Below are 15019 nucleotides of genomic sequence, written 5' to 3' on the forward strand. Positions count from 1 at the left end.
TCAGCATCAGTAAGCCTCGGGCACGTAGGAGGGCAGGCGCTTCTTCGCGAACAGGGGCAGCAGCTTTGCGAAACGCTGAATACCGCCGATTAGCGGCACCGACACCCAGTCCTCGCCAATGAGGGGACGGGCATAGCTCACGAATTCGTCGGTAACGTCAATGCCGCCGGGGGCTATCCACTGCTTAGGGAAGAACCTTTCGCTGAGGGCCACCTTTTCGAGCGGCACCTTGTCGTACCTCACGTTGTAGATAATCCCGGGCTCCCTCAGTATGGTCGCCATCCAGCCGTTACCGTCGTTCATTGCAATGTCGACCGCCTTCTGCCCAACCTTGTAGGCCTCTTCAAGGTCGACTGTCGAGGCATATACCATGGTGTCGCGCTGGTCGGTACCCATGACCTGTCCCCGCGCCGCACCCCTGGCCTTCAGTCCCTTACCGTTCAGGTAATTGACAACGCTCTGGTAAACGGAAACCTTGCTTGAGCCGAAAGAGGTGTGCCCGAACGCATCTTTCACCCCACCAATGTCGCCCACGTCAAACCCCTCGCTCACCACCACGATGCAACGGCCGTCCTTTTTGAGCCGGTCGTTCACATTGTCGGCCATCTGCTCAAGGGTGACGCCCGACTCGGTCATGTAGATCTGCAGGGGCATCTTCCTGTCGGGATCGGCAAGCCTGGCGGCGGCGGGTATGAACCCTATCTTCCTGCCCATGGCCTGTATCACCAGCACCGGGTCGGCGGGCGACGAGCCCATGTTCTCTTCGTTGGCGTTCTGGATTATATGCGACCAGTAACGGGCCACGCTGCCGTAGCCGGGGGTGTGGTCTATCAGCTTGAATTCGCTGTCGCCCACGTCATTGTCTATTGTCTTGGGAACGCCGGTGGCCACCAGCTTCATGCCGCGCTCCCTGGCAAGCTCGCTTACCCTGAAAGCGGTGTGCTGGGAGTCGTTGCCCCCGATATAAAAGAAGTACCCGATATCGTGTGTCCTGAACACCTCGATCACCCTGTCGAAATCCTGTTCCTGGCCGTCCTTCAGCTTGTAGCGGCATGTGCCGATGCTGCCTGCGGCCGGGGTGGTACGAAGCAGCGATATCTCCTCCTGCGGCTGCGATGACAGGTCGAGAAGCTCCTCTTTCAGGACCCCCTCAATACCGTGCCAGCCTGCATAAACCTTTCCAAACTCTTTCGGGAACATGCGGCACGTTTCCACTATTCCCCTGAGCGAGTTGTTGATTACCGGCGAGGGTCCGCCGGACTGTGCTACGATAACATTTTTACCCATACCTGTTTATTTTAGTTTCTGACATTTCATTATCAGCTTCGCTTCTGTCACTGCTACACTCCCCCGAAAGCGCTGTAGCCCCCGTCGACAGGCAGCACCACACCATTGATGAATGATGAGCTATCAGAGAGCAGAAAGAGAATGACCCCCTGCACATCCTCAGGTTTGCCGAATTTACCGGTTGGGGTGTTCTCAATTATCCTTTTCCCCCTCGGGGTAAGCTCACCCGTGCCCTTGTCGGTAAGCAGGAACCTGTTCTGGTCTGTCAAAAAGAACCCCGGTGCAATGGCGTTCACACGCACACCTGTCTTGCCGAAATGGACCGCCAGCCATTGGGTGAAATTGTTTACCGACGCTTTTGCCGCCGAGTAGGCGGGTATCTTTGTCAGGGGCCTGATGGAGTTCATCGACGATATGTTGATGATCACCCCCCTGCCCCTGTCAGTCATCACATTGCCGAATATCATGGTGGGCAGCAGCGTACCCATGAAGTTCAGGTCGAAAACCTGCCTGAAGCTTTCCGTATCAAGTCCGAAAAAATTGTCTGATATATCATTGCCGCTTCCCGGCTCTATCTGCTCCACTTTGGTGGTGGCTTTCGGCGAATTGCCGCCCGCGGCGTTCACAAGCGCATCGATCCTGCCAAAACGCCCTATCACCGTATCTTTTGCCTCATGGAGAGCGGACTTATCCAGGACATTGACCTCAAGGCCCATGGTTTCGGTGCCGTATTCATTGTGAAGCCTGGCGGCCAGATCCTTTGCCGCCTGTTCGTTCATGTCTGCCACCACTGTCTTTACCCCCGCCCTGCACATGGCGGTTGCCATTGCTGCGCCCAGCACCCCGGCGCCGCCCGTTATTATGCAAACCCTTCCTTTCAGATCTTCAAAGCCTGTATTGTTCATGATGTGACTGTTAAGTATATGTATAATGTTCAAGATTTTCCCTGGTTATTATGTCTACCGGGAGGTACTGGCTACGCTCCACCTCCTGCCTCAGCACCACGTGACGGTAAAGGGTCATCATGCTCCTGTATCCCTGCTCACGGGGTTTCTGGCTTATCAGGAAATCGATGACCCCCTTCCGGAGGAACTCCTTGTTCTCATCGAGCAGGTCATAGCCTATAAGCACGATATCTTCAGCGCCCTTCTTCTCGAGGAACCTCGCCACCCTGAACACCCTTGAATTGGTGACGAATATTCCTCTTATGCCGACGGGAGATGATAAAATGGCTTCCTCAAGAATTCTTTCTGCATTTGTTCCGTTGGTTTCGGGAATATTCAACTGCACCAAACTTTTTTGAGCTTCCGGCAGGATGCCGGCGTAGTATCTCCTGAACCCCTCTTCCCTTTTCAGTATGTGATCGCGGTTACCCTTTTCCCTGGTAAAATTGACTACCATCAACCGGCTTTCGTTGCCCAGTCCGAAATGCATCAGCCTTGCCGCCACCACCCCGCTCTGCCCTGATTCCTGTCCGACGAATGAGATGCAGGAGCCGTCGCAGATATCAGCATTTACAAGCACCACGGGCACTCCGGCCCCGGCGCACTCCTCCAGCAGGACCGCGGCCTCCTCGGTGAAAACCGGTGCGATGATCACCCCCTGGTAGTTGCCCCCAAGCATTTCGCGGCCCTTCGAAAGGAACTCCTCCCTGCTCGCATGGTCAAAGAAATAGCTGTCCGCTTCCACCCCGAAATAGGCAATTTCACGCAATCCCTCTTCTATCCCCGAAAGGGGATACTTCCAGAAGGGACTGTCATCGGTGCTTCGGGGCATAAGGGCGCCAAACCTGAAGGCTTTACGCGCGGCCAGGGTGCTCGCGAGGATATCGGGCTGGTAATCCATCTCCCTTAATATCCCGAGTACCTTCTCCCTGGTTGCACGGGAAACCTCACCGCGGTCATGCAGCACCCTGTCGACTGTTCCGGCCGACACTCCTGCCAGCCGGGCAATGTCGATGATCCGTATCCTCGGTATGTGGTGCTTTGTCTCTCCCATGTGCGCGGATCCAAATGTTAAATTTCAGCCAATTTCCTTCCCGTATTTGCAAAGTAATAAAAAATATCCGTATTTTCGTGTACGCACACGGTATTTTTTATGGATAGGTGCAAGCTGCCGTGTTCCGTTTCGCTGCAGAAAAGCAACCCTTATAACCACCTAAATTACTGCAACATGCAACTTAACAAATACTCTTTCGGCGTAGGCGACCGGTTCGCGCACCAGGGAGAAGCCCAGCTAAGGGCCTTCATTATTGCAGCCGGCGAGGGAGTTGAGATAACCCCTGTATGGAACAAGTCAAACCGCGAACACCTGACGGTGGGATCAGAACCCTCCGGAACCAGGGCAGCAGCCGAGGCAGCGGTCAGGAACAGCCAGTGGCAAAAGCCATGGTTCGCAGATGCCGACCATATCAATATGTCGAACGTTCACAGGTATATTGACAGTTGCGATTTCTTCACGATCGACGTGGCCGACTACATTGGTAAAAAAGCCGGTGATGCTGAGATCAGCGAGTTCATGGAGAAATTCTCAGCCTATGCCGGCAAACTCACCATACCCGGTATTGAACGCCCGATGGACCTTACCGGGGGAATGCTGCAGGCAACAGCAGAGAAATTCCTTTATGCAGCACTTCAGGCCGCTGAGGTATACAGGTACATCGAATCTAAGAAAGGGAAAGGCAATTTCATTACCGAAGTCTCAATGGATGAAGTGGCCGCTCCCCAGTCCCCGCCAGAACTGTTCTTTATACTCGGGGCACTGGCCTCGGAAAATATCCCGGTCGATACCATTGCCCCCAAATTCACCGGCAGATTTAATAAAGGAGTCGACTACCAGGGCGACATCAGGCAGTTTGCCCTCGAGTTTGAGCAGGACCTGCTGGTTATAGACCATGCCATAAAAGAGTTCGGACTTCCGGAGGACCTGAAGCTGAGCATTCACAGCGGCAGCGATAAATTCAGCATCTACCCGGTGATGGGGGAGCTTATAAGAAAACATAACAAGGGAATTCATGTCAAAACAGCGGGAACTACATGGCTGGAGGAGGTGACCGGACTGGCAATGGCGGGTGGTGATGCCCTGGCAATGGCGATTGAGATTTACGGTGAGGCCCTGCTCAGGTTTGATGAATTATGCGGGCCCTATGAAGCAGTCATCGATATTGACAGCAACAGGCTGCCTTCTGAAAGGGAGGTGAGGTCATGGGACGGCAGCCGCCTTGCCTCTGCGCTCAGGCACGACCCGGAGAACCCCGCCTATAATCCCGATATGAGGCAACTGCTTCATGTCTCCTACAAAATAGCCGCTGAAAAGGGAAATAAATTCACCGGGCTGCTCGAAAAGCACCGGGATATAATCGGACAGGAGGTAACCGAAAATATATATGAAAGACATTTCAGGCGGATCTTTGATTTCCGGAAATAATTATTTTACCTGCGGACTGCCTGCCGGTTGCATGCCTGTTAAATACTGGCTGCATGCGGATAAAACAATCAAACATACAGAACCCCGAAACTATGAAGAACTTTATGGACGACAGCTTTATGCTTCATAACAAAACGGCTGAACGGCTGTATAACGACTATGCCAGGGACCTGCCGGTAATAGATTACCACTGCCACCTGCCGCCTGAAGAGGTTGCGGCCGACAGGCAGTTTGAGAACATGACAAAAATATGGCTTGACGGCGACCATTATAAATGGCGTGCCATGAGGGCCAACGGGATACCCGAAGAGTACTGCACCGGCAGCGCACCTGACAGCGACAAGTTCATGAAATGGGCCGAGACAGTGCCCCACACCCTGCGAAACCCTCTTTACCACTGGACACATATGGAGCTGCAGCGGCCCTTCGGGATAAAGGAGCTGCTGAACCCGGCAACCGCAGCAGGCATATACGAAAAGTGCAACGAAATGCTGGCAACACCCGGGTTCAGTGCAAGAAACATCATGCGCACCATGAAGGTGGAGCTGGTCTGCACCACCGACGACCCGGCCGACAGCCTGGAACACCATATCAAAACCGCGAACGACGGATTTGAGATACGGGTCCTGCCCACGTGGAGGCCCGACAGGGCGATGGCGGCTGACGATCCCGTAGTCTACAATGAATATATTGATAAGCTCGAAGAGGCAGCAGACATGTCTGTTTCGCAATTCGACGAGCTGATGACGGCACTTCGTAAAAGGCATGATTTCTTTCACGAGCAGGGATGCCGGTTGTCGGATCACGGACTGGACCGTTTTTATGCTGAAGATTACACCTATAGCGAGGTGAGGGAGATATTCGCTTCGGTGAGGTCAGGAAAGCTGCTTCCGGCTGATAAAATTTGGAAATTCAAATCGGCCATGCTGTTCCACCTTGCAGTAATGGATCATGAGAAGGGATGGACCCAGCAGTTCCATGTCGGTGCCCTGAGGAACAACTCTACCAGGATGTTCAGGAAGATTGGAGCGGACAAGGGTTTTGACTCGATAGGCGATTTTGAGATGGCACTGCCAATGTCGCGGTTTTTCAACCGCCTCGATATGGAGGGCAGGCTTGCAAAAACAATCCTTTATAACCTGAACCCGCGCGATAACGAGGTAATGGTGACAATGGCCGGCAATTTCAACGACGGGTCGGTGCCGGGCAAGATGCAGTTCGGCAGCGGATGGTGGTTCCTTGACCAGAAGGACGGGATGGAGAGGCAGCTGAATACTCTTTCGAATATGGGACTGCTGAGCCGGTTCGTGGGGATGCTGACCGATTCACGCAGTTTCCTCTCATACCCCAGGCACGACTATTTCAGGAGGATACTTTGCAACCTGCTGGGAAAGGATATCGAAAACGGTGAGATGCCGGGCGACATGGATCTGGTTGGCAGCATGGTGAGCAACATCTGCTACCACAATGCCAAAAACTATTTAGGGTTCGGCGGGTGATAGGGTAAGCGATGCGGCCCGGCAGCAACAAGCTCTGCAGCCTGTCCCCATCCCCCGCAGGAAAAGCGCGGACGACAGCCGGTGCAACCCCGGCGGGCGCACCGGCAATCTGCAGGGGAGTGGTGCGGTAGTCCCGGTTTTTTTATATTTTAGCGGCACCGGACCGTCAATAAATCTTGAATATTATGGCACGTTTTGCACGAACAGAAGTGGTATCAGGAATGAGAAACGGGGGTATTGTACCCGTTTTCTACAACCCCGATCCCGAAATCTGCCTCGAAGTGGCAAAGGCCTGCTACAGGGGTGGCCTTAAAACATTTGAATTTACCAATCGCGGGGATTATGCCCACGAGGTTTTTTCATGGCTCAACAAAAGGCTGGCTGATGAGTGCCCTGAAATGATAACGGGAGCAGGTTCGGTGACTGACGGCCCGACCGCCGTACTCTATATGCAGCTCGGGGCAAATTTCATAGTATCGCCCTCCCTGCATGAAGATGTAGCCTTTCTGTGCAACCAGCGCAAGGTATTGTGGATACCGGGCTGCGGCTCCGTAACGGAGATATCGGAGTCCGAAAGACTTGGTGCCGAAATTGTCAAGATCTTTCCCGGCTCGCAGGTCGGGGGCCCGGGATTTGTCAGGGCTGTGCTCGGGCCAAGGCCGTGGACAAGCCTCATGCCCACAGGCGGTGTGGAACCGACCGAAGAGAACCTTGCGGGATGGTTCAATGCCGGTGTCTATTGCGTAGGCATCGGTTCCAGGCTTATTACGAAAGATATCCTGAAAAACCGTGATTTCGGACTCCTTGAGGAGAAGGTACGCGAAGCAGTCCGCCTCCTCCAGAAGATAAGAAGCGGCACTGCCGGTAACAAGGGGTAATTTGTTGCAACATAAAATATTTTAGCTGTTATGGCAAGAAGCATAAGCAAGTTATATTGTGGAATTACCGGGCGACTGGCAGAACTGCTCCCACTGCGGCGGCTGGCAGGATTGGTGCCGATCGGGCGACTGGCAGAATTGCTCCCGCTGCGGCGGCTGGCAGGATTGGTGCCGATCGGGCGACTGGCAGAATTGCTCCCGCTGCGGCGGCTGGCAGGATTGGTGCCGATCGGGCGACTGGCAGAATTGCTCCCGCTGCGGCATATCGCCGGACTTCTCCTCCTCATGGCTGCGGTTACGGCCTGCGGCGAACGCGATCATGTAACGGTGCTGAAGCTGGGTCACGGACTATCTCCCAGCCACTCGGTTCACCAGGGCATGGTTTACATGGCCGAACTGGTGGCAGAGAAATCTGATGGTCACATGAGGATAGACGTCTATCCCAGCGAACAGCTCGGCACCGAGAGGGAGAACCTCGAAATGCTCCAGATAGGGAGCCTCGCCATAACCAAGGTGTCGGCAGCCGCAATAGAAAGTTTTGCCCCAAGCTACCGTGTGCTGAACCTTCCCTATATATTCACCGGCCGTGAACATACAGAAAGGGTGCTCGACAGCGATATCGGCAGGGAGATACTGATGGATGGCGAGGAGTTCTGGCTGCGGGGACTGGCATTTTATGACTCGGGAAGCCGCAGCTTCTATACTAAAGACAGGCCGGTTATCCATCCCGATGATTTACGGGGACTTAAAATCCGGGTGCAGCCGAGTCCTTCGGCCGTCAACATGGTCCGCGCCATGGGAGGCTCGCCCACACCCATCTCATGGGGCGAGCTCTATACCGCCCTCCAGGGAGGGGTGGTTGACGGTGCCGAGAACAACCCACCGAGCTTCTATCTCTCAAACCATTTCGAGGTGTGCGGCTACTACTCCCTGAACGAACATTCAACGGTGCCCGATGTGCTGATAATAAGCACCAAGATATGGGGCACGCTGACCGAAGAGGAACAGAGATGGGTGCAGGAGGCCGCAACCGAATCGGTTGCCTACCAGAGGAAGCTGTGGGCCGAATCTGAAAGGCACTCGCTCGAAATGGTCAAGGCAGCAGGCGTGGAAGTGCTCTATCCGGACAAGCAACCCTTCATCGAGGCGGTGCAGCCCCTGTATGAGCAGTATATGGCCGACCCCCAGATGAGGAGGATGATAGAGCGTATCAGGGCTCTGGAGTAGCCCTCACAGACGGCATTAACCGGGTACTTAAAACCCTGTAATGTAATTGTACAATGTAAAAATATTACCATGACGATCAGAAAACATCTCGACCGCGCCCTCGCGACCTTTGTTACCATCCTGATGGGCGTGCTGGTACTGAACGTACTCTGGCAGGTGGCAAGCCGCTACCTTGTCGGCCATCCCAGCGCCTTTACCGACGAGCTGGCAGGCTTCCTGCTGATTTGGGTGGGACTGCTCGGGGCGACCTACATAACCGGTAAAAAGGAGCACCTTGCCATTGACCTGCTTCATCACAGGCTTTCGCCGGAAAAGAAAGCAAAGGTCAACATATCGATCAATCTCCTCATTGCCCTCTTTGCCCTGGCAGTGCTTGTTGTTGGCGGGACAAACCTGGTATATATCACCCTGCGGCTCAGCCAGGTATCGTCGGCCCTGCAGATACCGGTGGGCTATGTCTACCTGGTGCTTCCGCTGAGCGGACTGTTCATCATCTACTACTCGGTTTATGATATAGTTTACCCGCAGACCGATGAGCAGGAGCAGGTGCCCGGACCCGGACAGGTACCGGAACAGGAAAGGCCAACCCTGTAAAAAAATCTTTCACCACCCCAAAAACACAAACCCGAAATGGAATACCTCGAAATATATGTTCTGGTGATCAGCTTTGTCTTCCTGCTTGTCCTCGGTGTGCCGATCGCATACAGTATCGGGATATCGGGCTCGCTCACCCTTCTCATACATATTATGCCGCTGCCTGCCTTCACCACATTCGCCCAGCGGATGGCAACCGGACTCGATAGTTTCGCGCTGCTGGCAATCCCCTTCTTCATACTGGCGGGCCAGCTCATGAACCGGGGAGGGATCGCCCTGCGGCTGATTGAATTTGCCAAGGTGCTGGTAGGGAGGCTGCCTGGTGGACTCGCCTTTGTGAATGTGATGGCCAACATGCTGTTCGGGGCCATTTCGGGCTCGGCAGCCGCCTCGGCATCGGCAATAGGAAGCATGATGACCCCCAAGATGGTGGAGGAGGGTTATGACAGACCGTTCTCGGCGGCGGTGAACATTACCTCGGCGACGACCGGACTGGTAATTCCGCCAAGCAACATCCTCATTGTCTACAGCCTTGCCAGCGGCGGTGTTTCGATCGCGGCCCTCTTTATCGCGGGGTATGTTCCGGGCATACTGACCGGACTGCTGCTGATGGGTGTGGCCGCCGCAATTGCCTACCGTAAGAATTACCCTGTCGGGGAAAGGACCGGTCTCCGCGCCGGGATTGTCAGGTTCTTCAGCGCCGTACCAAGCCTGTTGCTCCTGGTGATTGTGATCGGGGGCATACTTGCCGGCATCTTTACCGCCACCGAGGCCTCGGCCATTGCAGTGCTCTATGCACTGATACTTGCACTCATATACGGTGAGGTGCGCATAAAGGATCTTCCAGATATACTGTTGAAAAGCGTCAGGGTCACCTCCATCGTACTGCTGCTGGTGGCTGCATCAATCGGAATGTCCTGGGCGATGTCGTTCGCCAACATACCGCAGAATGTGAGCGAGGGACTGCTTTCCATCAGCACCAACAAGATAGTGATACTCCTTATCATTAATCTTATACTGCTGTTCGTGGGTGTATTCATGGACATGACCCCGGCAGTGCTGATATTCACCCCGATCTTCCTGCCGGTAGTGGCCGACCTGGGTGTCGATCCGGTTCATTTCGGGATAATCATGGTGGTTAACCTAACGGTGGGACTCTGTACCCCTCCGGTGGGTTCGCTTCTGTTTATAGGATGCAGCGTGGCAAACCTCAGCATCATGAAGGTTATCAGGCCCCTGATCCCGTTCTTCATCGCGATGATAGTGGCGCTGATGCTTATAACCTACATTCCCGCCCTCAGCCTCTGGCTGCCGCGACTGTTCGGGTTCTGATAATCCGGCTGCCAGGGTTGTTCAAGTCCTGATCCACAGGCTGCCGCGGCTGTTCGGGTTCTGAAAACAGCGTTCATCATATCCCGAGAAAATCATAAATGTTTTCCGGAGTGATAACGTTGCAATCGGCTTCAGGATAATTCCTGGTAAATGTCAATGGAAATTTGTATTTCCGCACAGGATTCCATTTCAACTCAAAAGCCTTAAGCTTGCCGTCATGGTCTTCGATATAATCAACCTCCTGCTGCTGGGTTGTTCGCCAGAAATAGCGTCTTGCGTATATTTTGTTGTAATGCAGATATTTTAAACGCTCAGAAATAAAATAGTTTTCCCAGAGGGCCCCGATGTCTGTTCTTGTTTCCAAAGGACTGAAATTACTTAAAATAGCATTCCTGACCCCGTTGTCATAAAAGTATATCTTCCGGCTTTTTTTCAGCTCGTTCCTTGCATTTCGACTGAATGAACGCAACCGGAAGATTATAAATGCCTTCTCAAGCAGGCTTAGATACCGTTGTACAGTGTGCGAATCTGTTCCCAGGACCTGCGCAAGTTCGTTGTATGATACCTCTGATGCAAGCTGAAGAGCTACAGCTTCCAGTAACCTATCAATAAATTCAGGTTTACGGATATCCTGATACATGAAAACATCTTTGAACAGGTAGCTGCTGACGAGGTTATTCAAGATTTCCGGTTCGGCCCCCGGATTATTAACCACATCAGGATAAGAGCCAAAAACAATAAGATTATTGAGCCTCCGGCTCGTCTCAACATATCCGTAATGGTCAGTCAGCTCTTTAATTGAAAGTGGAAACAGAAGGTATTCAAATTTTCTGCCTGTAAGAGGCTCATTGACCATATTGGAAAGATCGAGGGCAGAAGATCCTGTCACGATTAGTTGAACATCCGGCAACTGATCAATGACTATTTTAAGTGTCAGACCGATATTCAATACGCGTTGGGCCTCATCAATCATTACCAGTCTGTGTTTGCCCACCAACCTTCTTAATACTGCAATTCCGGGTTCTGTCAGCTGCTTTCGTATATCATTGCTATCGCAATTTAGAATCAAAGCTTTTTCAGAGGTCCTGCTTTCAAGCATTGCAAGCAGAGTGGATTTTCCTACCTGTCGGGGACCCAGAATTATCAATGCTTTCCCTGTAAACAACTTCTCATTAACAATACTTTCCAGCAGTCTGGTTACCATACCCTGTCAATTTTTCAAAACCTCTTAAATACTTATTCTCCGGTAAGTCAACAAACAAGCCTCAAATATACATAATTCTGAGTTATAACTCAATATTATTATAATATATTTGAGTCGTAACTCAAAATTATTATACTATGATTCAGGGTCTGATCAGATCGCTGTAACTGATAAGTTCGATGCCAAGTTCACTGATGGCTTCAATGACCCGCCGGTCGGTAAATACCCTGGTAACTCCCTCACGGTCGGCTGCCACATCTTCATAACCTGTATGGCCAAGGGCGCGGATCTCGGGGGTGTCGTAAGCGGGGTGCTCGACAAAAAGCCATGTTCCGGGCTCCAGGTTGCGAAGGTTCCGGATAAAGATCTCCACCCGTTTCTCCAGATCCCTTTCCCGGCCCCAGCCGGGCATACGCCCTACACCCAGTTCCTCGGGAAATATGCGGAGACCGTATTCATCGGCCAGCCTCCCCCACAGTTCCCTTACATCATCGTGCCACTGCCCGCACCCCATATGGCCGGTTATATGTGTTGCGCGGGGCACGTGCCTGAGGCCCATCTCTATCTGCGCCCTGAACTCCGCCTCAATCTCTTCCAGGCACCAGTCCGCGTCACTCAGTACTTCATGCGGACCGAAATTGGGGTTGGGCCAGATCATCGGCAGGAAATAGCCGTCGGAACATGTAATGGAAGTTGCATTGGTAAGCGGCCTCCACTTCATCCTCTCCCATTCGCTGGTAAGGGTCAGGTGAAGTCCGACATTGACCTGCGGATTTTCATCAAGAAGTCTGACGGCATCGGGAAACCAGGCTACCGGCATCATCAGCTCGACTGTGGTAACTATCCCGTTCAGATAGCTGTCGATTACCGCTTCGTTGACCGAACGTGCAACGCCAATATCGTCGGCGCGGACGATGAGCCTGACGCTTCCCTTATCACGGCCATCAACCCAGGCACTGACTGACAGGATCAAAATGATCAGCATCATTAATCTGCTTATATTTTTATAATTATGGTCAGATGGAATTAGCCCTGCAAGCTTCATTTTTGTGTGCGCTAAAAATCTTAAAATGGCTTTCTTCATTTCACGAGGTTTTTGGTTCGGAGGCTGTTCTGCTTATGATACATATGGTTAGCCTCTGCGAAGCTTAATGCTTTTATCAAATAACCTCCCCAAGATAATGCCAATCTTTGAAAAAAACGTACATTTATCTCATTCTTCCATTCAATCACTCAAATTCCAAAACCTTTCAAAAATGTCAGAATCAAAAAAAATCAACCGGCGGCAGTTCCTGGGTATGACCGGCTCTGCTGTTGCGCTTACCGTGGTACCCCGCCATGTACTGGGCGGGGCAAACTATGTGGCTCCAAGTGATAAGATCAATCTCGGACTTATCGGGTGCGGAACCCAGCAGATAAGAGAACTCACCTCGCTTATCACCGACGAAAGAGTACAGGTAGTATCAATATGCGACCCTGCAAAGAACCCGGTGGGCTACGCGGACTGGTCGCCGAACGGGATAAGGAACTCCGTCAGGCAGCTTCTGGGTGACTCCTCATGGGGGGCAAATATCAAAGGAATACCTGCTGGCAGGGATATGTGTAAAGAGGTAGTGGACAAATATTATTCAAATGTAAGACCCGGAGGCAGCTACAGGGGCTGCACCGCCTACTCCGATTTCAGGGAGATGCTTGAGAAGGAGCGCGACATGGACACGGTTAAGATCATAACGCCCGACCATCAGCATGGCATCCAGGCAATCATGTCGATGAAGAAGGGCAAGAACGTGATCATGCACAAACCCGTCGCGAACATTGTGCATGAGGCACGTCAGACAGTCAAGACCGCCCGGGAGACAGGGGTGGTGACCCATCTGCTGGCCTGGGCAGGCAGAAACCAGTATGATGTTGTGAAGGACTGGATAGACCAGGGAGCCATCGGAACCCTCAAAGAGATCCACAACTGGTCCTTCCGCCCGGTTTGGCCACAGTGGCCGCAACTGCCGGAGGACAGGCCCCCGGTGCCAGAGGGATTTGACTGGGATCTGTGGCTGGGCCCGGTGCCCGACAGGCCCTACCATCCCAATTTTACCCATAATGTTTATCGCGGATGGTACGATTTCGGCGCAGGCAGCGTAGCCGATATGGGCATATACAGCCTGTGGCCCGTCTTCACTAAATTCGGCATCACCGTTCCGCCGGTAAGCATAGAAGCGCTGGGCACTACCACCAATATCATCACACCCGAAGCGACATGCCAGATGATTGTGAACCAGCACTCCTTCCCTCACTCATGCATCTTCAGGTGGAAGTTCAAGGCAAGGGGAAGTTCCCCGGCACTCGACCTTTTCTGGTACGACGGAGGTATGAAGCCTCACAACCCGCCTGAAATGGAGGCCGACGGCAATGAACTTCCAAGGGAAGGTATGATGTTCGTAGGCGACAAGGGCAAGATAATCGGGGGGTTCCATGCAAACAACCCGCGTATCATTCCCGAAAGCAGGATGATAGAGTTCACCGGCCAGGCCGATCCTCCGCCAACCTCAACACAAAGCGGTACCGATGTCTGGATAAACGCAGTGCTCAAAGGCGAGATGTCACCGGGAAGCTTCCAGAGCGTCGAGGTGTGCAATGAAACCACCCTGCTACCCGTAGTTGCACTAAAGGCAGGAAGGAAGGTCATCTACGACCCTGAAAAGATGGAAATAACAAACCCGCCCGATGCCAACCGCTTCCTCTACAGGGAAGCTTACCGCAGCGGGTGGGAGATCTGAAACCGGCAGATATCAGAAAACACCCAGGAGTAAAAAAGTATAAAGGTGTGGTCGGTTATTGATCACACCTTTTTTGTCGCTGGTTTCGAAATTACTGCAGAGAAGAAAGCATTCGATACCTGACCCCAAATAACTGCAAAAATCTATGGATAGAGCTGTGACAGAAAACTCTTGCAGCCTCCGGAAATTTTATTAACAAATTTTCAACACACACCCCCCCCCTTAATAATCTGCAGTTTAAAGATTTCCAGATGGGTCTCAGCAAGAAAACTTTTTTAAAACCTGTGTCACGTTTTTAGAAATCATGCACCTATTAATAGGAGGCTAAACCAAGAACGAATGTAATGTTGCTATAACAAAACCAATTTTACTATTATGAGGTATGATTCGGAAACTCTTATCGTGAAAACAACAGCAGGGAATAGATCCATCAAACTGAAAGATATTTTTTATATAAAGGGATGTGAGAAACGTGCATGTATTTACTTTACAGAAGACAAGATGATTAAAGTGCATCATATGTTATCCTGGTTTGAAACAATATTGAATTGCGGTAGTTTTTGCCGCTGTCATCGCTCCTTTATTGTTAATCTAAATTGGGTCGAACACCATAGTGCCTGCAGGTTTCTTTTAAAAGGTAACATCAAAATACCTATTTCACGGCTTAAAAGGGATCAAGTTAAAAAAGTGTTTTCAGAATATCCAATTAATGAGTGATTCATGATGTCATGATTTTGACTTTTTATGTCGTTCATTCCTTTTTCATGTCGTTCATTCCAAAAATGCTGCAGGTATGAA

The 15019-nt window shown here is 51.9% G+C and carries 13 protein-coding genes; 8 read left to right on the forward strand and 5 right to left on the reverse strand.

Features of this window, described 5'->3' with window-relative positions; translation table 11 throughout:
• Positions 1-6: 6 nt before the first annotated feature.
• Genes EA408_05660 through EA408_05670 form a run of 3 tightly spaced genes read right to left on the reverse strand, consistent with a single transcriptional unit; the run spans position 7 to position 3285 of the window.
• Positions 7-1287, reverse strand: coding sequence for a diphosphate--fructose-6-phosphate 1-phosphotransferase (locus EA408_05660; protein ID TVR73047.1), 1281 nt, complete (start codon positions 1285-1287; stop codon positions 7-9).
• A gap of 53 nt (positions 1288-1340) precedes the next feature.
• Positions 1341-2192: an SDR family oxidoreductase gene (locus EA408_05665; GenBank protein ID TVR73059.1), complete on the reverse strand. Its 852-nt coding sequence runs from the start codon at positions 2190-2192 to the stop codon at positions 1341-1343.
• A gap of 10 nt (positions 2193-2202) precedes the next feature.
• Positions 2203-3285, reverse strand: a complete 1083-nt coding sequence (locus EA408_05670) for a LacI family DNA-binding transcriptional regulator (protein TVR73048.1) — start codon at positions 3283-3285, stop codon at positions 2203-2205.
• 99 nt (positions 3286-3384) lie between these two features.
• Between EA408_05670 and EA408_05675 the strand changes: the two genes are divergently transcribed.
• From EA408_05675 to EA408_05700, 6 genes are all read left to right on the forward strand, one after another.
• Positions 3385-4713, forward strand: coding sequence for a hypothetical protein (locus EA408_05675; GenBank protein TVR73049.1), 1329 nt, complete (start codon positions 3385-3387; stop codon positions 4711-4713).
• Between the two features lie 92 nt (positions 4714-4805).
• Positions 4806-6212 carry a glucuronate isomerase gene (locus EA408_05680; protein TVR73060.1) on the forward strand — a complete coding sequence of 469 codons (1407 nt, stop codon included), beginning with the start codon at positions 4806-4808 and terminating at the stop codon, positions 6210-6212.
• A 185-nt stretch (positions 6213-6397) separates the two neighbouring features.
• A complete protein-coding gene (locus EA408_05685) occupies positions 6398-7090 on the forward strand; it encodes a bifunctional 4-hydroxy-2-oxoglutarate aldolase/2-dehydro-3-deoxy-phosphogluconate aldolase (GenBank protein TVR73050.1) in 693 nt (230 codons plus the stop codon).
• A gap of 30 nt (positions 7091-7120) precedes the next feature.
• The gene (locus EA408_05690) at positions 7121-8317 is read left to right on the forward strand and encodes a TRAP transporter substrate-binding protein (protein ID TVR73051.1); all 1197 of its coding nucleotides are present in this window, start codon (positions 7121-7123) and stop codon (positions 8315-8317) included.
• Between the two features lie 69 nt (positions 8318-8386).
• Positions 8387-8911, forward strand: a complete 525-nt coding sequence (locus EA408_05695; GenBank protein ID TVR73052.1) for a TRAP transporter small permease — start codon at positions 8387-8389, stop codon at positions 8909-8911.
• A 36-nt stretch (positions 8912-8947) separates the two neighbouring features.
• Complete coding sequence (locus EA408_05700; GenBank protein ID TVR73053.1) at positions 8948-10243, forward strand: TRAP transporter large permease subunit; 1296 nt, start codon at positions 8948-8950, stop codon at positions 10241-10243.
• 76 nt (positions 10244-10319) lie between these two features.
• Here EA408_05700 and EA408_05705 read toward each other — a convergent pair whose 3' ends face one another.
• Complete coding sequence (locus tag EA408_05705) at positions 10320-11447, reverse strand: ATP-binding protein (protein ID TVR73054.1); 1128 nt, start codon at positions 11445-11447, stop codon at positions 10320-10322.
• 142 nt (positions 11448-11589) lie between these two features.
• On the reverse strand, positions 11590-12531 hold the full coding sequence (locus EA408_05710) for a ChbG/HpnK family deacetylase (protein TVR73055.1): 942 nt from the start codon (positions 12529-12531) through the stop codon (positions 11590-11592).
• Positions 12532-12703: 172 nt separating this feature from the next.
• Between EA408_05710 and EA408_05715 the strand changes: the two genes are divergently transcribed.
• Together EA408_05715 and EA408_05720 are read left to right on the forward strand one after the other, a co-directional pair.
• Positions 12704-14221 carry a gfo/Idh/MocA family oxidoreductase gene (locus tag EA408_05715; protein ID TVR73056.1) on the forward strand — a complete coding sequence of 506 codons (1518 nt, stop codon included), beginning with the start codon at positions 12704-12706 and terminating at the stop codon, positions 14219-14221.
• 375 nt (positions 14222-14596) lie between these two features.
• On the forward strand, positions 14597-14938 hold the full coding sequence (locus tag EA408_05720; GenBank protein TVR73057.1) for a LytTR family transcriptional regulator: 342 nt from the start codon (positions 14597-14599) through the stop codon (positions 14936-14938).
• Positions 14939-15019: the final 81 nt, after the last annotated feature.

It is taken from the genome of Marinilabiliales bacterium, assembly GCA_007695015.1.
GTDB lineage: Bacteria > Bacteroidota > Bacteroidia > Bacteroidales > PUMT01 > PXAP01.